The 26,888-nt window shown below is 69.1% G+C and carries 22 protein-coding genes, 2 tRNA genes and 1 pseudogene; 11 read left to right on the forward strand and 14 right to left on the reverse strand.

Annotated elements, in window-relative coordinates; all coding sequences use genetic code 11:
- Positions 1-6: 6 nt before the first annotated feature.
- The 4 genes from TNCT6_RS14865 to pknB all read left to right on the forward strand — a co-directional run bounded on the left by TNCT6_RS14865 (position 7) and on the right by pknB (position 6,655).
- Positions 7-1,569 carry a Stp1/IreP family PP2C-type Ser/Thr phosphatase gene (locus TNCT6_RS14865; RefSeq protein WP_253266110.1) on the forward strand — a complete coding sequence of 521 codons (1,563 nt, stop codon included), beginning with the start codon at positions 7-9 and terminating at the stop codon, positions 1,567-1,569.
- A 27-nt stretch (positions 1,570-1,596) separates the two neighbouring features.
- A complete protein-coding gene (locus tag TNCT6_RS14870; protein ID WP_141359829.1) occupies positions 1,597-3,033 on the forward strand; it encodes an FtsW/RodA/SpoVE family cell cycle protein in 1,437 nt (478 codons plus the stop codon).
- Positions 3,030-4,514 carry a penicillin-binding protein 2 gene (locus TNCT6_RS14875; RefSeq protein ID WP_141359830.1) on the forward strand — a complete coding sequence of 495 codons (1,485 nt, stop codon included), beginning with the start codon at positions 3,030-3,032 and terminating at the stop codon, positions 4,512-4,514. Before TNCT6_RS14870 ends, TNCT6_RS14875 begins: the two co-directional genes overlap by 4 nt.
- Before the next feature lie 170 nt (positions 4,515-4,684).
- Positions 4,685-6,655: a Stk1 family PASTA domain-containing Ser/Thr kinase gene (gene pknB / locus TNCT6_RS14880; RefSeq protein WP_141359831.1), complete on the forward strand. Its 1,971-nt coding sequence runs from the start codon at positions 4,685-4,687 to the stop codon at positions 6,653-6,655.
- Between the two features lie 72 nt (positions 6,656-6,727).
- Here pknB and TNCT6_RS14885 read toward each other — a convergent pair whose 3' ends face one another.
- The 5 genes and pseudogenes from TNCT6_RS14885 to TNCT6_RS14910 all read right to left on the reverse strand — a co-directional run bounded on the left by TNCT6_RS14885 (position 6,728) and on the right by TNCT6_RS14910 (position 10,511).
- Positions 6,728-7,501, reverse strand: a complete 774-nt coding sequence (locus tag TNCT6_RS14885) for a class E sortase (RefSeq protein WP_141359832.1) — start codon at positions 7,499-7,501, stop codon at positions 6,728-6,730.
- A 14-nt stretch (positions 7,502-7,515) separates the two neighbouring features.
- The gene (locus TNCT6_RS14890; RefSeq protein WP_141359833.1) at positions 7,516-8,676 is read right to left on the reverse strand and encodes a class E sortase; all 1,161 of its coding nucleotides are present in this window, start codon (positions 8,674-8,676) and stop codon (positions 7,516-7,518) included.
- Positions 8,673-9,311, reverse strand: coding sequence for an aminodeoxychorismate/anthranilate synthase component II (locus TNCT6_RS14895; protein WP_141359834.1), 639 nt, complete (start codon positions 9,309-9,311; stop codon positions 8,673-8,675). Before TNCT6_RS14895 ends, TNCT6_RS14890 begins: the two co-directional genes overlap by 4 nt.
- A pseudogene (locus TNCT6_RS14900) lies at positions 9,308-9,516 on the reverse strand (hypothetical protein). The gene TNCT6_RS14895 and the pseudogene TNCT6_RS14900 overlap by 4 nt, the downstream one beginning before the upstream one ends.
- A 218-nt stretch (positions 9,517-9,734) precedes the next feature.
- Positions 9,735-10,511: a DUF881 domain-containing protein gene (locus TNCT6_RS14910; RefSeq protein ID WP_141359835.1), complete on the reverse strand. Its 777-nt coding sequence runs from the start codon at positions 10,509-10,511 to the stop codon at positions 9,735-9,737.
- Between the two features lie 140 nt (positions 10,512-10,651).
- Here TNCT6_RS14910 and crgA point away from each other — a divergent pair, with 140 nt between their 5' ends.
- Positions 10,652-10,906: a cell division protein CrgA gene (gene crgA / locus TNCT6_RS14915; protein ID WP_141359836.1), complete on the forward strand. Its 255-nt coding sequence runs from the start codon at positions 10,652-10,654 to the stop codon at positions 10,904-10,906.
- Between the two features lie 269 nt (positions 10,907-11,175).
- On the opposite strand, the gene TNCT6_RS14920 is transcribed toward crgA, so the two are convergent.
- Together TNCT6_RS14920 and TNCT6_RS14925 are read right to left on the reverse strand one after the other, a co-directional pair.
- Positions 11,176-12,099, reverse strand: a complete 924-nt coding sequence (locus TNCT6_RS14920; RefSeq protein WP_141359837.1) for a rhomboid family intramembrane serine protease — start codon at positions 12,097-12,099, stop codon at positions 11,176-11,178.
- 131 nt (positions 12,100-12,230) lie between these two features.
- Entirely contained in the window at positions 12,231-12,764 is a 534-nt protein-coding gene (locus tag TNCT6_RS14925) for a peptidylprolyl isomerase (protein WP_141359838.1), read from the reverse strand.
- 372 nt (positions 12,765-13,136) lie between these two features.
- On the opposite strand from TNCT6_RS14925, the gene TNCT6_RS14930 reads away from it, so the two are divergent.
- Together TNCT6_RS14930 and TNCT6_RS14935 are read left to right on the forward strand one after the other, a co-directional pair.
- Positions 13,137-13,847, forward strand: a complete 711-nt coding sequence (locus TNCT6_RS14930; protein ID WP_141359839.1) for a DUF5324 family protein — start codon at positions 13,137-13,139, stop codon at positions 13,845-13,847.
- A 134-nt stretch (positions 13,848-13,981) separates the two neighbouring features.
- A complete protein-coding gene (locus tag TNCT6_RS14935; RefSeq protein WP_141359840.1) occupies positions 13,982-14,248 on the forward strand; it encodes a hypothetical protein in 267 nt (88 codons plus the stop codon).
- Between the two features lie 151 nt (positions 14,249-14,399).
- On the opposite strand, the gene TNCT6_RS14940 is transcribed toward TNCT6_RS14935, so the two are convergent.
- Positions 14,400-14,472 (reverse strand) — tRNA-Ala (locus TNCT6_RS14940).
- A gap of 181 nt (positions 14,473-14,653) precedes the next feature.
- Between TNCT6_RS14940 and TNCT6_RS14945 the strand changes: the two genes are divergently transcribed.
- Positions 14,654-15,202, forward strand: a complete 549-nt coding sequence (locus tag TNCT6_RS14945) for a DNA-binding protein (protein WP_141359841.1) — start codon at positions 14,654-14,656, stop codon at positions 15,200-15,202.
- 74 nt (positions 15,203-15,276) lie between these two features.
- Entirely contained in the window at positions 15,277-16,902 is a 1,626-nt protein-coding gene (locus tag TNCT6_RS14950; protein WP_141359842.1) for a serine/threonine-protein kinase, read from the forward strand.
- Between the two features lie 113 nt (positions 16,903-17,015).
- Here TNCT6_RS14950 and TNCT6_RS14960 read toward each other — a convergent pair whose 3' ends face one another.
- Together TNCT6_RS14960 and TNCT6_RS40435 are read right to left on the reverse strand one after the other, a co-directional pair.
- Positions 17,016-18,353: a hypothetical protein gene (locus TNCT6_RS14960; RefSeq protein ID WP_253266111.1), complete on the reverse strand. Its 1,338-nt coding sequence runs from the start codon at positions 18,351-18,353 to the stop codon at positions 17,016-17,018.
- A 241-nt stretch (positions 18,354-18,594) separates the two neighbouring features.
- The gene (locus TNCT6_RS40435) at positions 18,595-18,723 is read right to left on the reverse strand and encodes a DLW-39 family protein (RefSeq protein WP_003999697.1); all 129 of its coding nucleotides are present in this window, start codon (positions 18,721-18,723) and stop codon (positions 18,595-18,597) included.
- A 338-nt stretch (positions 18,724-19,061) separates the two neighbouring features.
- Here TNCT6_RS40435 and TNCT6_RS14970 point away from each other — a divergent pair, with 338 nt between their 5' ends.
- Both TNCT6_RS14970 and TNCT6_RS14975 read left to right on the forward strand, forming a co-directional pair.
- On the forward strand, positions 19,062-19,415 hold the full coding sequence (locus TNCT6_RS14970; RefSeq protein ID WP_141359845.1) for a DUF6344 domain-containing protein: 354 nt from the start codon (positions 19,062-19,064) through the stop codon (positions 19,413-19,415).
- A 294-nt stretch (positions 19,416-19,709) separates the two neighbouring features.
- Positions 19,710-21,050, forward strand: a complete 1,341-nt coding sequence (locus TNCT6_RS14975) for an MFS transporter (RefSeq protein ID WP_141359846.1) — start codon at positions 19,710-19,712, stop codon at positions 21,048-21,050.
- Between the two features lie 20 nt (positions 21,051-21,070).
- Here TNCT6_RS14975 and TNCT6_RS14980 read toward each other — a convergent pair.
- The 4 genes from TNCT6_RS14980 to gyrB all read right to left on the reverse strand — a co-directional run bounded on the left by TNCT6_RS14980 (position 21,071) and on the right by gyrB (position 26,761).
- Positions 21,071-21,147, reverse strand: a tRNA-Ile gene (locus TNCT6_RS14980).
- A gap of 133 nt (positions 21,148-21,280) precedes the next feature.
- Complete coding sequence (locus tag TNCT6_RS14985) at positions 21,281-22,024, reverse strand: DUF3566 domain-containing protein (RefSeq protein WP_141359847.1); 744 nt, start codon at positions 22,022-22,024, stop codon at positions 21,281-21,283.
- Between the two features lie 18 nt (positions 22,025-22,042).
- Positions 22,043-24,637 (reverse strand): DNA gyrase subunit A, encoded by a 2,595-nt coding sequence (gene gyrA, locus TNCT6_RS14990; protein WP_141359848.1) that lies wholly within the window; start codon positions 24,635-24,637, stop codon positions 22,043-22,045.
- A 42-nt stretch (positions 24,638-24,679) separates the two neighbouring features.
- On the reverse strand, positions 24,680-26,761 hold the full coding sequence (gyrB, locus tag TNCT6_RS14995) for a DNA topoisomerase (ATP-hydrolyzing) subunit B (protein ID WP_141359849.1): 2,082 nt from the start codon (positions 26,759-26,761) through the stop codon (positions 24,680-24,682).
- Positions 26,762-26,888 lie beyond the last annotated feature (127 nt).

Genomic DNA, 26,888 nt, shown 5'->3' on the forward strand with positions numbered 1-26,888 from the left:
GTGCGCATGAGTCTGTCACTGCGCTTCGCCGCCGGATCGCACAAAGGCATGATCCGCGAGGGCAACGAGGACTCCGGTTACGCCGGTCCTCGCCTGCTCGCGATCGCCGACGGAATGGGCGGCCAGGCCGCCGGCGAGGTCGCCTCCTCCGAGGTGATCTCCACCATCGTCGCCCTCGACGACGACATCCCCGGCTCCGACATCCTCACCTCGCTCAGCACCGCCGTACAGCGCGCCAACGACCAGTTGCGCGCCATGGTCGAGGAGGACCCGCAGCTGGAGGGCATGGGCACCACGCTCACCGCCCTGCTGTGGACCGGCCAGCGTCTCGGCCTGGTGCACGTCGGCGACTCGCGCGCCTACCTGCTGCGCGACGGTGTGCTGACCCAGATCACCCAGGACCACACCTGGGTGCAGCGCCTCGTCGACGAGGGGCGCATCACCGAGGAAGAGGCCAGCACCCACCCTCAGCGCGCCCTGCTCATGCGCGCCCTCGGCAGCGGCGAACACGTCGAGCCCGACCTGTCCATCCGCGAGGTGCGTGCCGGCGATCGCTACCTGATCTGCTCCGACGGCCTCAGCGGCGTCGTCTCCCACCAGACGATGGAGGAGACCCTCGCCGGCTACCAGGGCCCGCAGGAGACCGTGCAGGAGCTGATCCAGTTCGCGCTGCGCGGCGGCGGCCCCGACAACATCACCGTCATCGTCGCCGACGTCCTGGACCTGGACACCGGCGACACCCTCGCCGGACAGCTGTCCGACACCCCGGTCGTGGTCGGCGCGGTCGCCGAGAACCAGCACCACCTGCACGACAACGGCATCATGCAGACCCCGGCCGGACGCGCCTCCGGCCTCGGCCGCCAGGTGCCCGGACAGGGCGGCGGTGGCGGCGAGTTCGGCCCGCCCGGATCCGGCGACACCGCCGGTTACGCCCCCGCGGCCGGCTTCGGCGACTACGGCGACGAGGACTTCGTCAAGCCCCGCAAGAGCCGCAGGTGGCTCAAGCGTTCCTTCTACAGCGTGCTCACGCTCGCCGTGCTCGGCGGCGGCCTCTACGGCGGCTACCGCTGGACGCAGACGCAGTACTTCGTCGGCGCCAACGAGGAGCACGTCGCGCTGTACCGGGGCATCAGCCAGGACCTGGCCTGGCTGAAGCTGTCGAAGATCCACACGGACCACCCCGAGATCGAACTCAAGTACCTGCCGCCCTATCAGCAGCAGCAGGTCAGGGCGACGATCACCGAGGGCGGTCTGAAGAACGCCCAGAAGAAGGTCGACGAGCTGTCCGTGCAGGCCTCCGCGTGCAAGAAGGAGGCCCAGCGCCGCACCGCCGAGGACAAGAGCGGCGCCAAGACGGGCCAGGGCCAGGCCGGCGGCACCACGGGCACCAGCGCCGCCACGGGAACCACTCGCACCGCCTTCACGTCCAAGGCGACACCGACGCCGAACCCGTCGACAGCCACGACCCCGTCCTCCCCGTCCACGTCCGCCACCGCGTCCACTCCCAGCCCCGGCCCCACTCTCTCGGAGGAAGAGCAGAAGGTCGTCTCGCTGTGCGGTAAGCAGTAGGCAAGCCGTGAGAGGCCCTGTCACACGATGAGCAGCACTACCAACCCGTCGACGCACCACACGTCCACGATCGGCGCGATCGGCGCGCCCAGCCGCCGCAACACCGAGCTGGCGCTGCTGGTCTTCGCCGTAGCCATCCCGGTGTTCGCCTACGCCAACGTGGGCCTGGCCATCAACAGCCAGGTGCCCGCGGGCCTGCTGAGCTACGGTCTGGGCCTCGGTCTGCTGGCCGGCGTCGCACACCTCGTCGTCCGCAAGTTCGCCCCGTACGCGGACCCGCTGCTGCTGCCGCTGGCCACGCTGCTGAACGGGCTCGGACTGGTCGTCATCTGGCGGCTGGACCAGTCGAAACTGCTCCAGGCCATCAACCAGGCGGGAACGGCCGCGCCACGGCAGCTGATGTACACGGCCCTGGGCATCGCCTTCTTCGTGGTGGTGCTGATCTTCCTCAAGGACCACCGCGCCCTGCAGCGCTACACCTACATCTCCATGGTCGGCGCGCTGATCCTGCTGCTGCTGCCGCTCGTGCCGGGCCTCGGCGCCAACATCTACGGCGCCAAGATCTGGATCTCGGTCGCCGGGTTCTCCATCCAGCCCGGTGAGTTCGCCAAGATCGTGCTCGCCATCTTCTTCGCCGGCTACCTCATGGTGAAGCGGGACGCGCTCGCCCTGGCCAGCCGCCGCTTCATGGGCCTGTACCTGCCCCGCGGCCGCGACCTCGGACCGATCCTGGTCGTCTGGGTGATCTCGATCCTCATCCTGGTCTTCGAGACCGACCTCGGTACCTCGCTGCTGTTCTTCGGCATGTTCGTCGTCATGCTGTACGTCGCCACCGAGCGGACCAGCTGGATCGTCTTCGGTCTGCTGATGTCCGCCGTCGGCGCCGTCGGCGTGGCCAGCTTCGAGCCGCACGTCCAGCAGCGCGTCCAGGCCTGGCTCGACCCGATGAAGGAGTACAAGCTCAGCCAGGCCGGCTCCGTCGGCCACTCCGAGCAGTCGATGGAAGCGCTGTGGGCGTTCGGCTCCGGTGGCACCCTCGGCTCCGGCCTCGGCCAGGGCCACTCCGACCTCATCAAGTTCGCCGCCAACTCCGACTTCATCCTCGCCACCTTCGGCGAGGAGCTGGGCCTGGCCGGCATCATGGCGATCCTGCTGGTCTACGGCCTGATCGTGGAACGCGGCGTGCGCACCGCGCTGGCCGCCCGCGACCCCTTCGGCAAGCTGCTCGCCATCGGCCTGTCCGGCGCCTTCGCGCTTCAGGTCTTCGTCGTGTCCGGCGGCGTGATGGGCCTCATCCCGCTCACCGGTATGACGATGCCGTTCCTGGCGTACGGCGGTTCCTCCGTGATCGCCAACTGGGCCCTGATCGGCATCCTGATCCGGATCAGCGACACCGCCCGCAGACCCGCGCCCGCGCCCGCCTCCAACCCCGACGCCGAGATGACCCAGGTGGTCCGCCCGTGAACAAGCCCTTGCGCCGAATCGCGATCTTCTGCGGCCTCCTCGTCCTCACGCTGCTCATCCGCGACAACTGGATCCAGTACGTCAAGGCCGACACCCTCAAGGACGACAAGCACAACCGCCGCGTCACCATCGCGCGTTACGCCACCCCGCGCGGCGACATCATCGTCGGCGGCAACCCGGTCACCGGGTCGGTCGAGACCAAGAGCAACGGACTCAACGACCTCAAGTACAAGCGCACGTACAAGGACGGCCCGATGTGGGCGCCCGTGACCGGGTTCACCTCCCAGGCCTACGGCGCCACCCAGCTGGAGAGCATCGAGGACGGCATCCTCACCGGAAACGACGACCGGCTGTTCTTCCGCAACACCCTGGACATGATCACGGGCAAGCCCAAGCAGGGCGGCAACGTGGTCACCACGCTCAACGAGGCAGCGCAGAAGGCGGCCTTCAACGGCCTGAAGAAGGTCGGCGGCAAGGGCGCGGCGGTGGCCCTGGACCCCTCCACGGGCAAGATCCTCGCCCTGGCGTCCTACCCGTCCTACGACCCGTCGTCGTTCGCCGGCACCTCCGACACGGACGCCAAGGCCTGGAACAAGCTCCAGAAGCAGTCCGACCCCAACGACCCGATGCTGAACCGGGCACTGCGCGAGACCTACCCGCCGGGCTCCACCTTCAAGGTGGTCACCGCGGCCGCCGCGCTGGAGAACGGGCTGTACAAGTCGGCGGACGAAGCCACCGACTCGCCGCTGCCGTGGACCATGCCCGGCACCACCACCGTGCTGCCGAACGAGGGCAACATCCCCTGTAAGGACGCCACCATGCGCGAGGCGCTGCGGTGGTCCTGCAACACCGTCTTCGGCAAGATCGGCGCGGACCTCGGCAACGACAAGATGCTCGAGGAGGCGAAGAAGTTCGGCTTCGACAGCGAGCAGTTCACGCCGGTGCGCGCCAACGCCTCGGTGTTCTCCAACGACATGAACAAGTCGCAGACCGCGCTGTCCTCCATCGGCCAGTTCAACACCGCCGCCACCCCGCTCCAGATGGCCATGGTCGCCTCCGCCGTCGCCAACGACGGCAAGCTGATGAAGCCGTACATGGTCGACAAGCTCCAGTCTCCCGGCGTGGACACCCTGGAGCAGACCCAGCCGCAGGAGCTGAGCCGTCCGCTCAGCTCGCAGAACGCCCAGATCCTGCAGTCGATGATGGAGACCGTCGTCAAGGACGGCACGGGCAAGAACGCGCAGATCAACAACGTCACGGTGGGCGGCAAGACCGGTACCGCCCAGCACGGCGTCGACAACAGCGAGAAGCCCTACGCCTGGTTCATCTCCTACGCCAAGCTCGCCGACGGCAGCTCGCCGGTCGCCGTGGCGGTGGTGGTCGAGGACAACAACGCCAACCGCGACGACATCTCCGGTGGCGGCCTCGCGGCGCCCATCGCAAAGAACGTCATGGAGGCGGTCATCAACTCCAGGCAGTGAGTCCTGTCACGCCCCCCTCACATCGGTGCACGTTGCGATACCGGTCCTGTATCGGGTGACGGGCTTGGCCAGGTCACACAGAGCGAGCCGGGTACGGTAGGCCCGGACAGCAGCCTCCGGCGGCACAAGCGGTGCCGGTCGGGACCGACGGAGAGGGCTGGTAGGTAGCTATGGAAGAGCCGCGTCGCCTCGGCGGCCGGTACGAGCTGGGCCATGTGCTCGGCCGTGGTGGCATGGCGGAGGTGTACCTCGCACATGACACCCGGCTGGGACGCACCGTGGCGGTGAAGACGCTGCGCGCCGACCTGGCGCGCGACCCTTCCTTCCAGGCCCGGTTCCGCCGGGAGGCCCAGTCGGCCGCCTCGCTCAACCATCCCGCGATCGTCGCGGTCTACGACACGGGCGAGGACTACATCGACGGGGTCTCGATCCCGTACATCGTGATGGAGTACGTCGACGGCTCCACGCTCCGTGAACTGCTGCACAGCGGCCGCAAGCTGCTGCCCGAGCGGTCCATGGAGATGACCATCGGCATCCTCCAGGGCCTGGAGTACGCCCACCGCAGCGGCATCGTCCACCGCGACATCAAGCCGGCCAACGTCATGCTGACCCGCAACGGCCAAGTCAAGGTCATGGACTTCGGCATCGCCCGCGCCATGGGCGACTCCGGCATGACCATGACCCAGACCGCGGCCGTCATCGGCACCGCCCAGTACCTGTCTCCCGAGCAGGCCAAAGGCGAGCAGGTCGACGCGCGCTCGGACCTGTACTCGACGGGTTGCCTGCTCTACGAGCTGCTGACGGTCCGCCCGCCCTTCGTGGGCGACTCCCCGGTCGCGGTGGCCTACCAGCACGTCCGCGAGGAGGCGCAGCCGCCGAGCGTCTTCGACCCGGAGATCACGCCCGAGATGGACGCGATCGTGATGCGGGCACTGGTCAAGGACCCCGACTACCGCTACCAGTCCGCCGACGAGATGCGCGCCGACATCGAGGCCTGCCTCGACGGCCAGCCGGTCGCGGCCACGGCGGCCATGGGCTCCGTCGGCTACGGCGCCTACCCCGACGATCAGCCGACCACCGCGCTGCGCCCCGACGCCGGCCCCGCGGCCGCGACGACGATGCTGCCGCCCATGAATCCGGACGACGGCGGCTTCGGCTACGACGACCGCCCCGACCGGCGCCGTCAGAAGAAGTCCAACACCTCGACGATCCTGCTGATCGTCGCCGGCCTCCTGGTCCTCGTCGGCGCGATCTTCATCGGCATGTACGCCTTCGGCGGGAAGGGCGCCAACAACGACACGGTGCCCGTGCCCAACTTCGTCGGCCAAACAAAGGTCGCCGCCGAGAAGATGGCCCTGAACGGCAGCGTCGAAGTGGCCTTCACCCAGGACACCTGCGAGGACCAGCCCAAGGGCAAGGTCTGCTCACAGGACCCCAAGGACGGCGAGGTCAAGAAGGGCGACACGGTCAACCTGGTGCTGTCCACCGGGGCGCCGAAGGTGACGGTTCCCGATGTCCGCGGCGTGACCTTCGAGAAGGCGCAGTCCCAACTGAAGGACAGGGGCTTCGCGGTCGAGAAGAAGACCCAGGAGTCCGACCAGACCCCCGACGTGGTCATCAGCCAGGACCCCGAGGGCGACACGGAGCTGGAGAAGGGCTCCACCATCACCCTCACGGTCGCCAAGCCGGTCGCGAAGTCGACGGTCCCTGATGTCACCAACGCGACCTGCGACGATGCCCTGGCCCGGATGCGGGAGAACAACCTCCAGGGCGAGTGCGTCGAAAGCCCCGTGAATGACCCCAATCAGGACAACAAGGTCATCTCAACCGTTCCGGGCCCCAACCAGTCGGTCGACAAGAACTCCAAGGTGACCATCAACATCGGCAAGCTCCAGCAGCAGAAGACACGGGTGCCGAAGGTTCAGGGCATGCGTCTGGGGGATGCCAAGCAGGTTCTGGCGCAGAACGGCTTCACCAACATCCAGTTCGCCGAGGGAAGCAGCCAGGACGACAACGCGTTTGTCTTCAAGCAAGACCCGAACGAGGGCCAAGAGGTCGATGACCCCAACGCGCCGATCACGCTGACGACCTTCGGCGGCGGCAACAACGGGAACGGCAACGGCGGCTTCTTCGGCGGCTGACCCCGCCCCTGACGCTCAGAGCCCCGGTTCCCCTCGCAGGAGGGGAACCGGGGCTCCGTCGTACCGGTCACCTCACCGCAGTTCCGTCGGCGGAGTCCGCTTGGCGTCCACCTTTTCCGTGCGGACCAGTTCGCCCCAGACCACGTAGCGGTAGCGGGAGGTGTACACCGGTGTGCAGGTCGTCAGGGTGATGTAGTGGCCGGGCTTCTTGACGCCCGACTCCTCGGGGACCGAGGACAGGACCTGGACGTTGTACTTCGACGTCTCGGGGAGGATGTCGTAGACCTTGTAGACGTACCACTTGTCCTTGGTCTCGAAGACGACCGGATCGCCCACCCGCACCTTGTCGATGTTGTGGAACTTCGCGCCGTGACCGTCCCGGTGGGCGGCGAGGGTGAAGTTGCCGGACTTGCCGGACGTCGGCAGGGTCGCCTTGGCGGGGTCCACGTAGTAACCGGCCACGCCGTCGTTCAGCACCTCGGCCGACGTGCCCTTCCTGATCAGGACCTCGCCGTTGTGCATGGACGGCACGTGCAGGAAGCCGATGCCGTCCTTGGTGTCCAGCGCCCCGGGGCCATCCTCCACGGACTGGGCCCACTCGTCGCGGACCTTGCCGCCCTCCTGGCCGGCCTTGCGGTCCGCCAGGACGTTCGTCCACCACAGGGAGTAGACGACGAACAGGCCGAGGACCAGACCCGCCGTGATGAGGAGTTCACCGAAGACGCTGACGGCGAGGGCCAGCGGGCCGGTACCCCGGCGGCGCCGCGCCCGGCCGGGGCCCGACGCGTCACCGTGCCCTTCGCGGCCGTCGGTGTGCCCTGCCGTGTCGTCCGTGGTCGCTGCCACTGTTCTTCCGCCCTTTAACTGACGAGCGCATCCGGCTTGCCCTTGCTGCGCGGCCGTTCCTCGACCATCTTGCCCCAGACGATCATCCGGTACTTGCTGGTGAACTCCGGTGTGCAGGTGGTCAGCGTGATGTAGCGGCCGGGCCCGGTGAAGCCCGATCCCTTCGGGACGGGATCGAGGACACTGATGTTGGCCGGCGAGGTCACCGGCAGAATCGACGCCATCTTGTAGACGAAGTACGTGTCCTGCGTCTCCACGACGATCGCGTCGCCCGGCGAGAGCTTGTTGATGTAGCGGAACGGCTCACCGTGCGTGTTGCGGTGGCCCGCGAGCCCGAAGTTGCCCGACTTCGCGTCCGGCATCGCCGTGTTGAGGTCGCCCTGCCCGTAGTGCCCGACCATGCCCTTGTCCAGCACCTTCGGCTTGCTGGTGCCCTCCGCGATGGGCACCACCACGTCCAGCTTCGGGATGTGCAGGAGGGCGAATCCCTGCCCCGGCTCGAACGTCCCGGGGTTGCGCTTGCCGCTCGCCCAGTCGTCCTGCAACTGGTGCGCCTCACTGCCCGCCTGCGCGTGCGCCCGGACGTTCGTCCACCACAACTGGTAGGTGACGAAGAGCAGCATCACCACACCGGTGGTGATGAACATCTCGCCGATGACCCGGCTGGCGATCACGGCCGGGCTCGCCCGGCGTGCCCGCGCCTGCCGGCGCGCCTCCACGCGGGACAGCGGCGCGGACGCCCGGTCGGCCGGGCCGTCCTCCTCCGAGGGCGCGCCCGCCTCGGCCCCACGACGGCCGTGACGGCTCCTGGCGGCCTTTCTACGGGCCGCGCGCCCACCCGGTGGGGGTGCGGGGGCCCGCGCGGCGGAAGACGCGCCAGGCGGCGGATCCGGGATCCGCAGCGCCATCGTCTCGTCGTCGACGGGAGGCAGATGGGCCGTCGCGTCACCCGCGGGCCCGTACGGCACCCCCGCAGCGCTCTGCTGAGGCTCCGCGTGCTGCTGGGGCGCGCTCTGCTGGGGCGCCGCCCCGGGAGAGCCGTAGGACGCCGCGTAGGGGTCCTGGGGCGTGCCCTGCACCCCGCCGCCGTACCACTCCTCGAACGCGTCCGGCCCCCCGTACGACTGCTGCCCGTACGAGGTGTCCGTCTCGCGCTCGGGGCGCAGCGCGGTCACGCCGTGGCCCTGCCCACCACCGGGGCGAGCCCCGCCGACCTCGCCACGGCCTCCTTGTCGCCGCACTCCGCCAGCCAGTTGGCCAGCATCCGGTGCCCGTGCTCGGTCAGCACCGACTCGGGATGGAACTGCACGCCCTCGACGGGAAGTTCACGGTGCCGCAGGCCCATGATGATGCCGTCGTGCGTGCGCGCCGTGACCACCAGCTCGTCGGGCACGGTCGCCGGCTCGGCGGCCAGGGAGTGGTAGCGGGTCGCCGTGAAGGGGGAGGGCAGGCCCGCGAAGACGCCCGTGCCCTCGTGCTCCACCAGCGAGGTCTTGCCGTGCAGCAGCTCGGGCGCGCGGTCCACCACGCCGCCGTAGGCCACCTGCATCGACTGCATGCCCAGGCACACGCCGAAGACGGGAACGCCGGTCGCGGCGCAGTGCCGGACCATCTCCACGCAGATGCCGGCCTGCTCGGGCGTGCCCGGCCCCGGCGAGAGCAGCACGCCGTCGAAGCCGTCCTGCGCGTGCGCCGTCGACACCTCGTCGTTGCGCAGCACCTCGCACTCGGCCCCCAGCTGGTACAGGTACTGGACCAGGTTGAAGACGAAGCTGTCGTAGTTGTCGACGACGAGAATCCGCGCACTCACTGGTTGTCCACCGTCACATCGTTGAAGGGAAGCAGCGGTTCGGCCCACGGGAAGACGTACTGGAACAGGGCGTAGACCACGGCCAGGACCAGCACCAGTGAGATCAGCGCCTTCACCCACGCGTTCCCCGGCAGATGCCGCCAGATCCAGCCGTACATGCCGTCCCTTCCGTCTCCCACGGCACCAGACTCACGCCGTGCGCCACCAGACTAACGGCGCGGCGCCCGAGGTTTCCCGGCCTCCGCCAGCTGTGCGAAAACCGCGTGCGACCGGACGTACGTGGCACAGCGTCGATCACCTCAACGATCGCGGACACGGTTTTGTACGGCCCTTTGTCGATCCGATACGCGAATCAGGCCGTTCCGATCACCAGTACGGCGCCGGGGCGCCCGCACCGGGGTGCCGGCGCCCCGGCGTCCGTGCCTACTTCACGGGCTGCGCGTGGTGCAGGTCCACCGTGCCGGAGTAGCCGGGCAGCGTCACCGTTCCGTCGTCGGTGACCTTCCAGCCGAGGCCGTAGACGTTGACGTACACCATGTAGTTCTGGATCGCCGGGGAGTCCGCGAGCGCCTTCTGGAGCTTCCCCGGATCACCGACCGCCGTGATCTTGTACGGCGGCGAGTAGACGCGACCCTGGAGGATCAGCGTGTTGCCCACGCAGCGCACCGCGCTGGTGGAGATCAGCCGCTGGTCCATCACCTTGATGCCCTGGGCGCCGCCCTTCCACAGCGCGTTGACCACGGCCTGGAGGTCCTGCTGGTGGATCACCAGGTAGTCGGGCTGCGGCTCGGGGTAGCCGGGGAGCTTCGCGGTGGCGTCGGGCGGGGCGTCGTCGAGCGTGACCGTGATCGCCTTGCCGGTGAGCTTCTGGGTGCCCGCGCTCTTCTCCAGGCCGGTCAGCCTGCCGTCCTGGGGCTTGCCGCCGTCGTCGCGCGCGGCGAGGGACTCGATGTCGTCGCGCAGGGCGGCGTTGGACTCGTCCAGCTCCTTGTTCTTCCGGCTGCGCTCCTGGACGAGGTCGGACAGCTTCAGAAGGGACGCGTCCGTGCGGATGTTGGTGCCCTTGGCCGTGTTGAAACTGGTGAAGAAGATCAACCCGGCGAGTGCGAAGACGGCCACGGTCATGATCCGCACGGGCCTCGGGCGGCGCGTGCGGTCCGGGCCGGCGCCCGTCCCCGGGAAGTCGGCAGAATTGCTCAACGTACCCTTATCTCCTTCGGCGCCGCGGAAGCACTACGCTAACGGACGTCCGGGGGAGTGCTCAGTGTGCCCTTGTACGCTGCTCCGGAGCCAGCCCAGTTCCCTGCGCGGCCACCAGCGCATCGACAGGAGAGACCCTCGTGCCGAAGTCACGTATCCGCAAGAAGGCCGACTACACGCCACCGCCGGCCAAGCAGGCCGCGAGTATCAAGCTCGAGGGCCGCGGCTGGGTGGCGCCCGTCATGCTGGCGCTCTTCCTCATCGGCCTGGCCTGGATCGTCGTCTTCTATGTGACCGACGGCTCCCTGCCCATCCACGCCCTGGGCAACGTGAACATCGTCGTGGGCTTCGGCTTCATCGCGGCCGGATTCGCCGTCTCCACGCAGTGGAAGTGACGTCGGCCTCCCGGTGAACACAGCTCTGCCCACGGGTATCCGCTGAGTTATCCACAGGCCGGAGGAATTTCCACATGCGGCCTGGGGAAAACGCTGATGATCTGTGGATAACTAGTGCGTCGTTGACACCGGTACGACTGTCACACCGCTCATCCAAAGTGCGTACGCCCCCTGCCTGACCTGCGACAACACAGGTCGATGGCAGGGGGCACACGCGTTCCCGCACGCTATGCACAAGATCGGACACCAACTGTGGACAACAGGCGCTCTCAGGTGAGCTGAACCGTTCTGAGCAGCGTCAACACGACGACGACCACCAGCACCAGCGCACAGGTGCCGTACTGCACCAGGTCCCGTCGCTCACGCGGGGCGTGCACCATCGCGTACCCCACCACCACACCGGCGACCAGACCGCCGATGTGCGCCTGCCAGGCGATGCCGCTCCAGCTGAAGGTGAAGATCAGGTTGATCACCAGCAGGACGATGATCGGCCGCATGTCGTAGTTGAGCCGGCGCATCAGCACCGCGGTGGCGCCGAACAGTCCGAAGATGGCGCCCGAGGCGCCGAGCGTGGCCTGACTGGGCGAGGCCAGCAGGTACGTCAGCGCTCCGCCCGCGAGCCCGGAGACGAAGTAGAGCGACAGATAGCGCAGCCTGCCCAGGGCCGCCTCCAGGGGGCCGCCCAGCCACCACAGGCTCAGCATGTTGAAGCCGATGTGCCAGATCTCCTGGTGCGTGAACATCGAGGTCACCAGGCGATACCACTCGCCGTCCGCGACACCCGCGGTGGGGGTGAAGGGAGCCGGCGGCCAGGCACCGATCAGGACCAGGTCGCCCAGGAGCGACGAGTCGGCGCTGACCGCGATGAACACCGCGATGTTGATCCCGATGAGGATCTTGGTGAGCAGGCGGGGGTCGGCTGTCATGGTGCCGCCGGCCAGCGTGCGGGGCCGCGACGCCGCGGGCGGGTGGCCGGTACCGGAGCCGCCGCGGACGCAGTCCGGGCACTGGAAGCCCACCGAGGCGTCGACCATGCACTCGGGACAGATCGCCCGGTCGCAGCGGGCGCAGCGGATACCGGTCTCGCGGCCCGGATGGCGATAGCAGGTGGGCAGGCGGTGGGCGTCCGGCGGGCCGTGGTCCGCCGGGTCCTGGCCCGCCGGGCCCTGCGGGCTGCCTGGTGCCTGGTCCATGGGGTTCCCCTCGATTCGTCCTGCGCGGAGCACGGCTGCGGCTGCTCGCTGGCAATGCACCGCCCCGCCCATCCTTACGGACAAGCGGGGCGTTTGGTTCCCTGGGGGAGGTGTCGGGACGGGCCCTTCACTCAGCCTTCGCGGGTCTCGACGACGACCGACTCGATGACGACGTCGTTGAGCGGGCGGTCGGTGCGCGGGTTGGTCTGCGCGGTCGCGATGGAGTCCACGACCTTCTGGCTGGCCGCGCCGGTGACCTCGCCGAAGATGGTGTGCTTGCGGTTCAGCCAGGACGTCGGGGCGACGGTGATGAAGAACTGCGAGCCGTTGGTGCCCGGGCCCGCGTTGGCCATCGCCAGCAGGTAGGGCTTGTCGAAGGAGAGGTCCGGGTGGAACTCGTCCTTGAACTGGTAGCCGGGACCGCCGGTGCCGTTGCCCAGCGGGTCACCGCCCTGGATCATGAAACCGCTGATCACCCGGTGGAAGACCGTGCCGTCGTAGAGCTTCGCCGAGGACTTCTCTCCGGTGGCGGGGTGGGTCCACTCGCGCTCGCCCTGGGCGAGTTCGACAAAGTTCCGGACCGTCTCGGGAGCGTGGTTCGGCAGGAGCCGGACCTCGATGTCGCCGTGGTTGGTCTTCAGGGTGGCGTAGAGCTGCTCAGCCACGATCTGCCTTCCGTTGTCTTCCTGTGACTCCCCGATCCTCGCACGGCCCGCGCCGTGCGTCGCCCAGCGGTCGCTTCCCGGGGGAGATCCGCCGGATTCGGTTGCGGAAAACCGGGCGAGTCCTCCCGGACGGGAGCGCGGCACGGCGATCCGTGGCATTGTCGACGACAAGCTCCTGTTGCTCCGTATTCATCCCCTATCGCACGTGATCGTCTCCCGGCGGACTCCCGATCGGCAGGGCCACCGCGGTGACCGCGGTCGTCACCCGTGACCCGGATGCCCGTTCGCACATGCCGCCGGGCCCGTTGGCAGGCATGATCCGTAAAAGGGTGGAAAGTCGAATTACCGTACGCCACCGAGGAGGAGGAACCCGTGACCCGCATCGACAGCGTGCGCGCCGCGACCGGCTCGGCGAGGGACAGCGTGCTGCACGCCGCGGAAGTGGTGGCGCCCTACGCCGACACGGCCAGGGAAAGGGCCGCGCACTACGCACACGAGGCACGCGTACGGCTCGCGCCGAAGGTGACGCTGGCCGCCGACCAGGCCCGCGTCCAGTACGGCGCCCATGTCGCACCCCGGCTGGAGCAAGCCCGTACGCAGGCCATGGCCCATGTGCCGCCCAAGGTCGACCAGGCCGCCCAGGAGGCCGCCGAGCGGACGCGCCGGGCCGCGCGGCAGGCCGCCGAGTACTCCCGGCCGCGGATCGAGCAGGCGATGGCCGTGGCGGGGCCGGTCGCGGACGAGGCCGCCGCGCGCGGTGCCGCCGCGCTGGTGGCGCTGCGCGGTCAGGTCCCGGCCCGGAAGATCCAGAAGCTGGCCCGCACACAGCAGCGGCGGGCGCGGGCCGGGCGCGTCGTGAAGCTGCTCGCGCTGGCGGGCACGCTCGCCGGCGGTGCCTTCGCCGCCTGGAAGTGGTGGGACAAGCAGGCCAACCCCGACTGGCTGGTGGAACCGCCGGCCGCGACCGAGGTACCCGATTCGGGCCGGCTGACGTCCGTGGACGGCACCGGCCAGTCCGTGCTGGACCCCGAGGTCCAGGCGAAGGAGGCCGAGGAAGCGGCGGACCGCGACGAACAGGGCTGACCGCCGGCGACGGAAGAGCCCGCCCGACCTGTTTCCACAGGTCAGGCGGGCTTTTGTCGCGTGCACGTGGTTCCCGGTCCGCGAGCGGGTAGGTTGAGGTTGCCTGAGGCACCAACAGGGATCGAAGGGGGACCATGCTCGACGGAATCACGGCACCCATGGCCATCGGCGTCATGGTGGCGTTGGCAGTCGTCGGCGACCGTGCCTCGAAAAAGCGCAAGAAGGCTTTCTGGGAGCGCTATGGGTCCTTCGAAGGGTTCCGGAGCCAGGTCGACGAGGAGAAGATCCAGCGGGTGCGCAGGGAACAGGGCGATGTCGTCGCCATCAAGGTGGTACGGCAGACCTACCCGTACGTCCCGCTCCTCCTCGCGAAGCGCTACGTGGAGGAACTCCCGGCGTAGCCGAGGGACCCCTGCCCGGAGGTGTCGGGGCGCGCTCCGAAGGCGGACGAACAAGCGCGCACACGCCGACGGCCTGCCCGGGCGCACCGCGTGCGGCACGAAAAACGCCCCCTGACACTGCGTCTCCGCAGGTCAGAGGGCATTTCACCGGTGGAGCCTAGGGGAGTCGAACCCCTGACATCTGCCATGCAAAGACAGCGCTCTACCAACTGAGCTAAGGCCCCGGACGACAGCATCCGGCCGGAAGATCCGCTCACCGGTCGGTGCCGCAGACCAGAGTACCGGGTGACCCCCCGGATCTCGCAAAAAGATGGGGGCTCCCCGCGGCCGACCACTCTCCGTAAGATGCTCCGCGTGGTTCGCTACAGCGAACCGCGGTACTTGGGGCAGCGATGGGGAGACGCAATGGACGCCGCACAGCAGGAAGCCACCGCAAGAGCGCGGGAACTGCAGCGGAACTGGTACGGGGAGCCGTTGGGGGCGCTCTTCCGCAAGCTCATAGACGACCTCGGGCTCAACCAGGCCCGACTGGCGGGGGTACTGGGACTGTCCGCCCCGATGCTGTCCCAGCTGATGAGCGGCCAGCGCGCGAAGATCGGCAACCCTGCGGTGGTCCAGCGGGTGCAGCTGCTCCAGGACCTGGCGGGCCAGGTGGCGGACGGCAGCGTCAGCGCGGCCGAGGCGACCGAGCGCATGGAGGAGATCAAGCGGTCGCAGGGCGGCTCGGTGCTCAGCAACACCACGCAGACGACGAGCACTTCAGGGGCGCCGACGGTCAAGCGGGTGGTTCGCGAGATCCAGTCGCTGCTCCGCTCGGTCGCGGCGGCCGGTGACATCATCGATGCCGCGAACACCCTCGCCCCGACCCACCCCGAACTGGCTGAATTCCTCCGGGTGTACGGCGCCGGCCGCACCTCGGACGCGGTCACGCACTACCAGTCCCACCAGAACTGACGCCGCGGGGGTCATATCGCGCGTCGAGGGGGATGCGAGGGGGGCAACCGCAGGGGGAGGAGCGACGCACAGCCATGGGTGAGGTCTTCGCCGGCCGGTACGAGCTGGCCGACCCGGTCGGACGCGGGGGAGTCGGCGCGGTCTGGCGGGCCTGGGACCACCGCCGTCGCCGGTACGTGGCCGCCAAGGTCCTCCAGCAGCGCGACGCGCACTCGCTGCTGCGCTTCGTGCGGGAGCAGGCGCTGCGGATCGATCACCCCCATGTGCTCGCACCGGCCAGCTGGGCCGCCGACGACGACAAGGTCCTGTTCACGATGGATCTGGTGGCCGGCGGCTCGCTCGTCCACCTGGTCGGGGACTACGGCCCGCTGCCCCCGGCGTTCGTCCGCGCCCTGCTCGACCAGTTGCTCTCCGGCCTCGCCGCGGTGCACGCGGAAGGTGTCGTGCACCGCGACATCAAGCCCGCGAACATCCTGCTGGAGGCCACCGGGACCGGCCGGCCCAGGCTGCGGCTGTCGGACTTCGGCATCGCGATGCGGCTGGGCGAACCGCGGCTGACGGAGACCAACCTGGTGGTGGGGACACCGGGTTACCTCGCTCCCGAGCAGATGATGGGCGCCGAACCGGACTTCCCCGCCGACCTGTTCGCCACCGGTCTGGTCGCCCTCTATCTGCTCCAGGGCGCCAAGCCGGACGCCAGGGCACTCGTGGAGTACTTCGCGGAGCACGGAACTCCCGGTGCGCCCCAGGGTGTTCCCGAGCCGCTGTGGCAGGTCGTGGCCACCCTGCTGCAACCCGATCCGCAGGCCAGGTTCCGCACCGCGACGGGTGCGCGCAAGGCCCTCGCCGCGTGCGCCGAGCTGCTGCCGGAGCCGGGCCCCGACGACGAGCTGATCGAGATCTTCGACCAAATCGGCCCGCTGCCACCGGGGTTCGGGCCCGAGGGACCGCTCACCCGGAGCCCTGGGGTGACGGTCGGGCGTACGGCCTCGTCCGCCTCCGCCGGTTCGGCCACCGGGTCTGTGGTTCCCGATACCGGGACCGGTACCGCCGCTTCCGGTACCGGCTCCGTGGCTTCGGGTTCTGGTACCGCTTCCGGTACCGGGGGTGTGCCGGACCCGCGTCTCGATCCACGGGAGGGGACCGGGTCGGCTCCGAGGACGGGCGGCAGCGGCTCGTCGACCGGACCGCCCCAGCCCTCCACCATGTCCGACACGGGCAGCTTCCACCTGCCGCCGCCCCGGACCGCCGCCCCGGAGCGGGACGTCCCACGGCACCGGGCCGCTCCCCCGCAGGCTGTTCCACCCCCCACCGCGCCCCCGCAAGCCGTCCCCCGGGCACCGGCAGCCCCGCCCTCCGGCGACGTGCCGCTCGAACCCGCGGTCCGGCCCGCGACCCAACCCCCGGTCCAGCCTCCGCTCCAGCCCGCGGTCCAACCCGCGGCCCAGCCCGTGGTCCACGTCTCCCCTCACGACCCCACCCATGTGCTGTCCTCCCCCGATCCACGGCAGCGTGCTGATGTCTCTACTGCTTCGTACACCGCCCAGTCCCCGCAGGTTCCGGTTCCAGGGCGGGGAATCTCACGCCACCGCGCCGGGCGCCCGCGCCGCCCGGGCCCACCCGCGACAGTGGCGGTCCCGCTCCTGCTCCTCGCGCTGGCCTGCTACGCAGTCGGCTTCTGGGCACTGAGCCGTCTGTGAGACCCCGCCGGGCCGATCCCGGCCGGGTCCCGGTCCCCCTTATTCCCTCCCGCCCCTCCCCTCCCTTTCCGGTCCCTCCCACCCCTCCCACCCCTCCCACCCCTCCCGCCGCCCTACCGGGCTTCGGCCCTGCGCCGGGCAAGCACGGTCCACACCCCGAGGACGGCCAGCACGACCGTTCCCGCGCCGATCCCGCCGACGGCGAGCGCCCGGAGTGCCGCGGAGCCGTCCGCCGCCCCGGCCGGGGTCGCAGCGGCCCGGTCGTGGGCGGTGACCTCGAAGAGCCGGCCGGGCTCGGACCGGCCCGCGTAGTCCGGCCCCGGCTGTGCCGTGCCGTCCACCCGCACACGCAGGATCAGTCCGTAGGGCCCCTCGCCGAAGGAGTCGGCGGTCTGGGCGGCGAGGTGCACGACCAGGTAGTGGAGGCCGGCGAACCGCATCCCCTTGACCTGGTCGGCGAAGCCGTGACGGTTGGCGTGGTCGACGGGCGGCAGGGGAGCGAGGGTGGCGGACGTCTGCCGGCCGGTGTATCCGGCGTACGCCTCCTCGACGTATCCACGTCCCGGGTTGTAGAGCGACAGGGTCAGCGCTCCGCTCACGTAGCCGCTGCCACCGCTGGAACTGCCCAGCTCGACGATGGCGTTCGGCTGCTGTCCCCAGTCGACCGGGACCTTGTAGAAGAGCGTCTGGCCGGGCCGGATCCGGGTCCGCCACACGCCTTGCCCGACCGTGCTCGCCGCGGCGAACCCGGCGCCGCCGGCCCGTTCGACCGCCTGGCCGGTGACCGGTTCGGGCGAGGCGGAGTTCCAGGCCTCGGGCGCGCTGGTGGCCCCGGTGCGTTTCAGCGGCGGTTCCGAGAAGGCGGCGAGCTCCAGGGGCCAGGCGTCGGACGAGGATCCCTTGGCGCCGACGCGTTCGACGAGCACGTAGTACGCCCCGGCGCCCTGGCACAGGCTGCGCCCGGAGGGGACCTCGCGCGCGCCCCACGCGGCGATGGGGTGCGGACTGCGGCTCGGGCCGAAGCGAACAGCCTGCGAGGAGCAGCGGGTGCCCTGGGCGCTCTGCACCGAGATCCTGAGGCCGTCGGTGGCGGCGACCGTGGTGCCGGGTCCGGGCACCGCCGTGACGGAGACGTAGGCGGTGGAGGTGGCGTCCAGGTCGAGGCGGTAGTAGAGCTTGCCGCTGCCCGGCAGGGAACTCCTGTAGGTGTGGCCGGGCTCGAGGCGTGCGGCGTCCGTGGTGCTCGCGGCTCCGGTGACGGACCGTGCGCCGTCGGTGAAGGCGTACGGGTCCGGTTCACCGGCCGCGAACGCGCTCGGGCCGGGGACGGCCGCCGCAAGGCACAGCGCCGCCGCGGCCGCGCCCAGGCGCCCGGCGAGCTTGTGCGAGGGATGCCGGTCGCGCCGGAGGCGCCCTGTCCTCGCCCGCCGTCCAGCCCCACGCCGTACCATGCCGCGCCACCCCTCGCGTTCCATCGCTCCGGACGTCGCCCATCCTGCCCCGAGGGCCGCTACGCCATCCGCGCATTCCCCAGGCACGTACGCAACACCGGCCTCAGGAGCGACGCCTACCCCACCTTCCGAGACCCCGCAACACGGGGCCCGGCCCGGCAGCCCGGCCGGTTCGGGGAACCACAACACAAAACCCCGACCGCTACGGCGGTCGGGGCCTGCTCAGTTCGGGAATCAGTGCTCACGAACCCGTGGGCACGGAGTCAGTCGCCTCCGTCCACAGATCCTGCTCGGCGCGATCCGCCTGGATCTGGCGGTACACGAGGAGCCCGCCGATGGCGGCCAGTGCGACCAGGAGAAGCTTCTTCACCGCGCGACCTCGTCTTTCCTTGACGTAGGGGACCTCTGGCGCCCGACTATACACACCGGCCGATACCGATCGGTGACCTGCGTCGGCTGTCAACTGCCGTGCGCGTGAGCGCAATAGACGCGGACGAAACCGCTCTCGACCGGAGGGTGATCACATCCGCACGGACGGTGACTTTGGCCACCCTCCTCCCGGCTTCGCACCTTTTCACCGCTCATGAGCCCATCCGAGTGGTGTTCATCCGAAGATCGCTGCGCCACGGGCGTCGGTCCCCCACTTCGCGTCGCTCATACACATGATGAGCAAAGTACGCAAATCGCCCAACCTGAAATTGAGGGGCCATGGACCAGCACAAGGTCATGAAGCTGTGGACCGCCATCGTCACCGCCTTCCTCGCGCTCTGCACGGCGCTCGGACTCATCACCACGACCGCCTCCGCGGCCTCGGCCGCACCGCAGCCCGAGACGGCGCCCAAGAGCACCGCACCGCTGCCGGCACAGACGACGACGTCCTTGTCCAGTCCCCACACCCGGTCCCTGCCTCCCACGATGAAACAGCGCATCCGCGCCGAGGCCCACGGAAGGACCCCCGGCTGCCGCCACCGCCCGCCGACCGACGCCTTCTCCCTCGCCGCCGAACCCCGATGCCTCCCGCCCGAACCGCCGGCCCGCCCGACCATCCCCCTCCAGCGCTGACAGTGCCGCACCGGCCCGGCCGGTGCCACCACCAGCACTCATGACGTAACGGCGATTCGCGTACAGCACCTGCCGCATACGCGGAGCTCCCCGGTCATCACGATCGGGGAGCTTCACCTGCGTGGATATCCGGGCCGGCCGCCGTCACCACGGTGAAAGCAAGACGCCCCTGTTCGCGCTCGCTGGCGTCAGCCGCTGCTGTCGGGGCACCGACAGCGTCTTGGCAGGCCCGGCCCATACCCACCGGTCTTCGCCACCCCGTGCCGCGCGACCGCGCATAGTACGGTCCGCCGAATGAATCTCCGTGCATCTCTGTCTGTCCTGGGCAACCGGCCATTCCGTCTCTTACTGCTGGCCAGGCTGATCTCCGTGAGCGGATCGGCCATGGCTCCCGTGGCGCTCGCCTTCGCCGTTCTTGGGTTCAACGCCCGGCCCGAGGCGCTGGCCACCGTGCTGGCCGGCAACACTCTTCCTCAACTGGTGCTCTTGCTGGTCGGTGGCGTTGTCGCGGACCGGTTCTCCCGCCGCGGCCTGATCGTGTTCGGCAACCTGGCGGCCGGACTGGCCCAGGCCGGCGTCGCGCTCCTGATCGCCACGGGTGCGGCCAACACCACGCGGGTGGCGCTGCTGGCCGCTGTCACGGGCGGTGCCAATGCGCTGATGACCCCGGCAATGAACAGCCTGCTGCCCCAGCTGGTGGACGCCCGGCAACTTCAGGAGGCCAACGTCCTCGTGCGGCTCCCTACCAACGTCGTCAAGATCGCCGCTCCTGCCCTGGGGGGCGCCCTCGTCGCTCTGATCGGCCCGCAATGGGTCCTCAGCTGGGATGCCGCGAGTTTCGCCCTCGCGGCTCTGCTGTGCGCGTTCTTGACCATCGCCGGGACAGCGAAACCCGGTCCGGGCGCCTCCGTGCTGCACGACTTCCGCACCGGCTGGCGGGAGTTCGCGCAGCGTTCCTGGCTCTGGTCCTACACCCTTTCGGGCACCGTCGTCGTGGCCCTGTGGCTCGGCAGCTACCAGCTACTGGGCCCTGTCGTCCTGGACCGTACCGACCTGGGTGCCGCAGCCTGGGGAACAGTGCAGGGCAGTTTCGCTGTCGGGCTCGTTCTCGGTGGCCTCATCGCCCTCCGCTGGAAGCCCGACCGGCTCATGATCGCGTGTGTGGCCACCGGCCTCCCCCTGGCCTTGCCACTCGTGATACTCGCGACCGGACCTCACCTCGTCGCTCTGGCAGCATCAGCAGCCGTGGCCGGAATCGGGCTCGACCTGTCAATCGCCTACTGGAACACCGCGCTGCAGCAACAACTCCCCACAGACGTCTTGGGCCGAGTCACCTCTTTCAGTTCCATCGGAGAACTCATGGCTGTTCCCCTCGGATACGTCATCGTTGGCCTGACCGCCACCTCCACCGGCACGGCTCCCGTCCTCCTGACGAGTGCCGTCCTCATCTTCCTGGCCTCGATCGTTCTGTTTGCCGTGCCCAGCCAGTGGACGATCCGCCGCCTGCCCACGGAGGCAACGGCGCAGCCTGCCACGGCACAACCGCGACTTGGGAGTCAGGGGAGTCAGGAGGCTCCGGGCCGCAGCCGGTCTCTTCGCCTCAAAGCCAGTGATGCAAAAGACCCCCAACCATGATCGGTTGGGGGTCTTCTCGCTGGTGGGGCTAACAGGATTTGAACCTGTGGCCTCATCCTTATCAGGGATGCGCTCTAACCAACTGAGCTATAGCCCCGCCGCGCTTTGCGGTGTGTGTCCCGCGCGCTGACTCCTGAAGATTAGCGCACGAGGGGGGCAGTCCCAAAATCGGTTGTCGGAGTACCGGCAGCGGACGTTCCGCGACACCGGGGCAGGCGCGGCCGGCCCGTCTACTCGTCCTCGGCCAGCGTCAGCTCGACGCCGCCGACGAACCCCGCGGAGAGGTTGTAGATGAACGCTCCGAGGGTCGCGAGGGCGGTCGCCAGCACCACGTCGATCACGGCGATGATCGACGTGAACATCAGCACGTGGGGAAGGGACAGGAAGGACTGGAGGTCGAAGCCGTTCGACTCGTTGGAGCCGGTGGCCTCCGAGATCGTCCCGCCGACCGTGGAGAACACGCCCATCGCGTTCATGACCATCCACAGCACGGCGGACGCCACGATCGTGCAGATGCCCAGGGCGATGGAGAGCAGGAAGCTGACCTTCATCACCGACCACGGGTCGGCCTTGGCCACCCGCAGCCGGGCCTTGCGGGTGCGCGGTGCGGTACGCGCGCCCGTGCGCGGCCGGCGCACCGCCTGGGAGGCGGGCTCGGCCGACTGGTAGGCCTGCGGCGGGTGGTACGGCCCGGAGGGCTGCTGCGTCTGCCGCTCCCCCGGCAGCGGAGAGCCCGCCGCCTGCTGACCGGCCGTGGCGTTCGCCTGCTGGGCCTGCGGGCCTCGGGTGTCCGTCACCGTTCCCCCCTGGGATCCGTGAGTGTGGGGCGTGTGCGCATCGGTCGCAGGCGACTTGATCGCTTGCAGGTTGGTCGTATGCGTGTCCGTCGCAGGCGCGGCGGAGCCACGGCCGCCGCCGTCCGCTCCCGTACCAGTGGAGGTACCGGCCGATCCGGCGCCCGTGGCTCCGCTCACGATGACTCTCTCCTCGTGCTACTCGGCCGAGGGCACCTCGCCCTCGTCCGTGCCGCTGGTCGCGGCCCCCTCGGCGGTCTCGTCCACGGCCACGTCGCCGTCGACTTCCTCCGCCTCGCGCCCCGCCTCGGCGTTACGTGCGATACCGACGACGGCATCGCGCTTCCCCAGGTTGATCAGTTGGACGCCCATGGTGTCACGGCCCGTCTCCCTGACCTCGTTGACTCGCGTACGAATCACACCGCCCGAGAGCGTGATGGCGAGGATCTCGTCGGTCTCCTCGACAATCAGCGCCCCCACGAGCGAACCGCGGTCCTCCACGATCTTGGCGGCCTTGATGCCGAGGCCGCCGCGACCCTGGACGCGGTACTCGTCGACACGGGTCCGCTTGGCGTACCCGCCATCGGTGGCAGTGAACACGAACGTACCGGGTCGAACAACATTCATCGAGAGCAGCTCGTCGCTCCCGCGGAAACTCATGCCCTTGACACCCGAGGTGGCACGGCCCATCGGGCGCAGAGTGTCGTCGGAGGCGGTGAACCTGATCGATTGCGCCTTCTTGCTGATCAGAAGCAGATCGTCATCGGCGGAGACCAGCTCGGCCCCGATCAGTTCGTCATCGGAACCGTCCTCCTGCTCGCGCAGGTTGATCGCGATGACACCACCGGAGCGAGGCGAATCGTAATCCTTCAGAGGCGTCTTCTTGACCAGGCCCGCCTTGGTGCCGAGCACCAGGTACGGCGCCGCCTCGTAGTCGCGGATCGCGAGGATCTGGGCGATCGCCTCGTCCGGCTGGAAGGCCAGCAGGTTCGCCACGTGCTGGCCGCGCGCGTCCCGGCCGGCGTCCGGCAGCTCGTAGGCCTTGGCCCGGTAGACCCGGCCCTTGTTGGTGAAGAACAGCAGCCAGTGGTGCGTGGTGGAGACGAAGAAGTGGTCGACGATGTCGTCTTCCTTCAGCTTCGTGCCGCGCACGCCCTTGCCGCCGCGCTTCTGGGCGCGGTAGTCGTCGGTCTTGGTCCGCTTGATGTAGCCGCCGCGGCTGACCGTGACGACGATGTCCTCTTCGGCGATCAGGTCCTCGATGGACATGTCGCCCTCGTAGGGGATCAGCTTCGTCTTGCGGTCGTCGCCGAACTTCTCGACGATCGCGGCCAGCTCCGCGCTGACGATCCCGCGCTGGCGGACCGGCGAGGCGAGGATCTCGTTGTACTCGGTGATCTTCGCCTGGAGCTCGTCGTGCTCCTGGACGATCTTCTGGCGCTCCAGGGCGGCCAGACGACGCAGCTGCATCTCGAGGATGGCGTTGGCCTGGATCTCGTCGATCTCCAGCAGGCCCATCAGGCCCTCGCGCGCGACCTCGACGGTCGCGCTGCGCCGGATCAGCGCGATGACCTCGTCGATGGCGTCCAGGGCCTTGAGCAGGCCGCGCAGGATGTGGGCGCGCTCCTCGGCCTTGCGCAGCCGGAAGCGGGTCCGGCGGACGACGACCTCGATCTGGTGCGTCACCCAGTGGCGGATGAACGCGTCCAGCGACAGGGTGCGCGGCACGCCGTCGACCAGCGCCAGCATGTTGGCGCCGAAGTTGGTCTGGAGGTCGGTGTGCTTGTAGAGGTTGTTCAGGACGACCTTGGCGACCGCGTCCCGCTTGAGGACGATCACAAGGCGCTGACCGGTGCGCGAGCTGGTCTCGTCGCGGACGTCCGCGATGCCGCCGATCTTGCCGTCCTTCACCAGGTCGGCGATCTTCTGCGCGAGGTTGTCCGGGTTGACCTGGTACGGCAGCTCCGTGACCACCAGGCACTGGCGGTTCTGGATCTCCTCGACCTCGACCACGGCGCGCATGGTGATCGAGCCGCGGCCGGTGCGGTACGCCTCCTCGATGCCCTTGCGGCCGACGACGAGCGCTCCGGTGGGGAAGTCCGGGCCCTTGATCCGCTCGATCAGCGCGTCGAGGAGCTCCTCGTGGGAGGCCTCCGGGTTCTCCAGGTACCACTGGGCACCGGAGGCGACCTCGCGCAGGTTGTGCGACGGGATGTTGGTCGCCATGCCCACCGCGATACCGGCCGAGCCGTTGATCAGCAGGTTCGGGAAGCGGGACGGCAGGACGGTCGGCTCCTGGGAGCGGCCGTCGTAGTTGTCCGTGAAGTCGACGGTCTCCTCGTCGATGTCGCGGACCATCTCCATCGACAGCGGCGCCATCTTGCACTCGGTGTAGCGCATGGCCGCCGCCGGGTCGTTGCCCGGCGAGCCGAAGTTGCCGTTGGAGTCCACCAGCGGCATCCGCATCGCCCACGGCTGCGCCAGGCGGACCAGCGCGTCGTAGATCGAGGAGTCGCCGTGCGGGTGGTAGTTGCCCATGACGTCGCCGACGACACGGGCGCACTTGTAGAAGCCGCGCTCGGGGCGGTAGCCGCCGTCGTACATGGCGTACAGGACGCGGCGGTGGACGGGCTTGAGACCGTCCCGGACGTCGGGCAGCGCACGCGAGACGATGACGGACATCGCGTAGTCGAGGTAGGAGCGCTGCATCTCCGTCTCGAGCCCGACGGGCTCGACGCGCATGGCGAGGTCGCCGCCCTCTTCAGGGGTGACTGGAGTGTTCTCGTCGGCCATTGCTGGTGAAGATCCTTCCTGGTTCGGTCAGCTGAGACCGACTCAGATGTCGAGGAAGCGGACGTCCTTGGCGTTGCGCTGGATGAACTGGCGGCGGGCCTCGACGTCCTCGCCCATCAGGACCGAGAACAGGTCGTCGGCCTGAGCGGCGTCGTCGAGGGTGACCTGGCCGAGCACGCGGTGCTCCTGGTCCATGGTGGTCACGCGCAGCTCCTCGGCGTTCATCTCGCCGAGGCCCTTGAAGCGCTGGATCGAGTCCTCCCGCACCCGCTTGCCGCGCTGGCGGCCCAGCTCCAGGAGCGCGTCGCGCTCGCGGTCGGAGTACGCGTACTCGACGTCCTCCCGGCCCCACTTGATCTTGTACAGCGGGGGGCGGGACAGGAACACGTGCCCGGCCTCGACCAGGGGCCGCATGAAGCGGAACAGGAAGGTCAGCAGCAGGGTGTTGATGTGCTGGCCGTCGACGTCGGCGTCCGCCATCAGGATGATCTTGTGATAGCGGAGCTTCTCGATGTCGAAGTCCTCGTGCACACCTGTGCCGAACGCGGAGATCAGCGCCTGGATCTCCTGGTTCTGGAGGATCTTGTCGATCCGCGCCTTCTCGACGTTGAGGATCTTGCCGCGGATCGGCAGGATCGCCTGGTACTCCGGGTTGCGGCCGGACTTGGCCGAGCCGCCGGCGGAGTCACCCTCGACGATGAAGATCTCGCACTTGGTGGGGTCGTTCGACTGGCAGTCGGAGAGCTTGCCCGGCAGGGAGGCGGACTCCAGCAGGCCCTTGCGGCGGGTGAGGTCACGGGCCTTGCGAGCCGCCACGCGCGCGGTGGCCGCCTGGATGCCCTTGCGGATGATGTCCGCCGCCTCGACCGGGTTGCGGTCCAGCCAGTCGTTCAGGTGTTCGTAAACGGCCTTCTGGACGAAGGTCTTCGCCTCCGTGTTGCCCAGCTTGGTCTTGGTCTGGCCCTCGAACTGCGGCTCGCTCAGCTTGACCGAGATGATCGCGGTCAGACCCTCGCGGATGTCGTCGCCCGTGAGGTTGTCGTCCTTGTCGCGCAGCAGCTTCTTGTCGCGCGCGTACTTGTTGATCAGGCTGGTGAGGGCCGCGCGGAAGCCCTCCTCGTGCGTACCGCCCTCGTGCGTGTGGATGATGTTCGCGAAGGAGTACACGCCCTCGCTGTAGCCGCCGTTCCACTGCATGGCGACCTCGAGGGACAGGCTCTTGTCCTTGTCCTCGGCCTCCAGGTCGATGACCGTGGGGTGCACCACCTCCCCCTTGCGGGAGTTGAGGTACTTCACGAAGTCGACGATGCCGCCGTCGTAGCGGTAGACGACCGCCTTGACCTCGTCCTTCTCGTCCGCGCCCGCCTCGTCCGCGCCGGACGTGGCCTTCGCGGACTCGCGCTCGTCGGTGAGCTTGATCGTCAAGCCCTTGTTGAGGAACGCCATCTCCTGGAAACGCCGCGACAGCGTCTCGAAGGAGTAGTCGGTGGTCTCGAAGATGTCCGGGTCGGCCCAGAACGTCACCGAGGTGCCGGTGTCGCCGGTCTCCTCGTGCTGGGCGAGCGGGGCCGTCGGCACGCCCAGCTTGTAGTCCTGCGTCCAGCGGTGACCGTCGGTCCTGATCTCGACCGACACCTTGCTGGACAGAGCGTTCACGACGGAGACGCCGACGCCGTGCAGACCGCCGGAAACCGCGTAACCACCGCCGCCGAACTTGCCGCCCGCGTGCAGCACGGTCAGCACGACCTCGACGGCGGGCTTGCCCTCGGACGGGACGATGCCCACGGGGATGCCACGGCCGTTGTCGACCACGCGGACGCCGCCGTCGGCGAGGATCGTCACGTCGATCGTGTCCGCGTGCCCGGCCAGCGCCTCGTCGACGGAGTTGTCGACCACCTCGTACACGAGGTGGTGCAGGCCACGCTCACCGGTGGAACCGATGTACATGCCGGGTCGCTTGCGGACCGCGTCCAGGCCCTCGAGCACGGTGATCGCGCTGGCGTCGTAAGAGGCCGTGACCTCACCGTTCGAGGATGCGGCCCCGTTCACGCCGGCTTCGGTGGACGGGATGTTCTCGTTGGGGTTGCCGGAATCGGCCACGAAGCGCCCTTTCTGGCACAGCACGAGCCGGGCTCGTCGGCGGGTTGCCGGAGCGGCTGCGGCATGTTGCGTTGGTAAGCCTTGCTCAGCGTTGCTCAGCTTTTCCCGGACGGTCCCCACGATTGGGGCGGGATTGCCTTCCAGTCTACCG

Origin of the sequence: Streptomyces sp. 6-11-2, from assembly GCF_006540305.1 — a bacterium.
GTDB lineage: Bacteria > Actinomycetota > Actinomycetes > Streptomycetales > Streptomycetaceae > Streptomyces.

Bases quoted from the DNA above. Each gene is read 5' to 3' on its own strand.
- TNCT6_RS14865 (WP_253266110.1), top strand. From the start codon at position 7: ATGAGTCTGTCACTGCGCTTCGCCGCCGGATCGCACAAAGGCATGATC.
- TNCT6_RS14870 (WP_141359829.1), top strand. From the start codon at position 1,597: ATGAGCAGCACTACCAACCCGTCGACGCACCACACGTCCACGATCGGC.
- pknB (WP_141359831.1), top strand. From the start codon at position 4,685: ATGGAAGAGCCGCGTCGCCTCGGCGGCCGGTACGAGCTGGGCCATGTG.
- TNCT6_RS14920 (WP_141359837.1), bottom strand. From the start codon at position 12,099: ATGGACCAGGCACCAGGCAGCCCGCAGGGCCCGGCGGGCCAGGACCCG.
- TNCT6_RS14935 (WP_141359840.1), top strand. From the start codon at position 13,982: ATGCTCGACGGAATCACGGCACCCATGGCCATCGGCGTCATGGTGGCG.
- TNCT6_RS14945 (WP_141359841.1), top strand. From the start codon at position 14,654: ATGGACGCCGCACAGCAGGAAGCCACCGCAAGAGCGCGGGAACTGCAG.
- TNCT6_RS14950 (WP_141359842.1), top strand. From the start codon at position 15,277: ATGGGTGAGGTCTTCGCCGGCCGGTACGAGCTGGCCGACCCGGTCGGA.
- TNCT6_RS14960 (WP_253266111.1), bottom strand. From the start codon at position 18,353: ATGGTACGGCGTGGGGCTGGACGGCGGGCGAGGACAGGGCGCCTCCGG.
- TNCT6_RS14970 (WP_141359845.1), top strand. From the start codon at position 19,062: ATGGACCAGCACAAGGTCATGAAGCTGTGGACCGCCATCGTCACCGCC.
- TNCT6_RS14975 (WP_141359846.1), top strand. From the start codon at position 19,710: ATGAATCTCCGTGCATCTCTGTCTGTCCTGGGCAACCGGCCATTCCGT.
- gyrA (WP_141359848.1), bottom strand. From the start codon at position 24,637: ATGGCCGACGAGAACACTCCAGTCACCCCTGAAGAGGGCGGCGACCTC.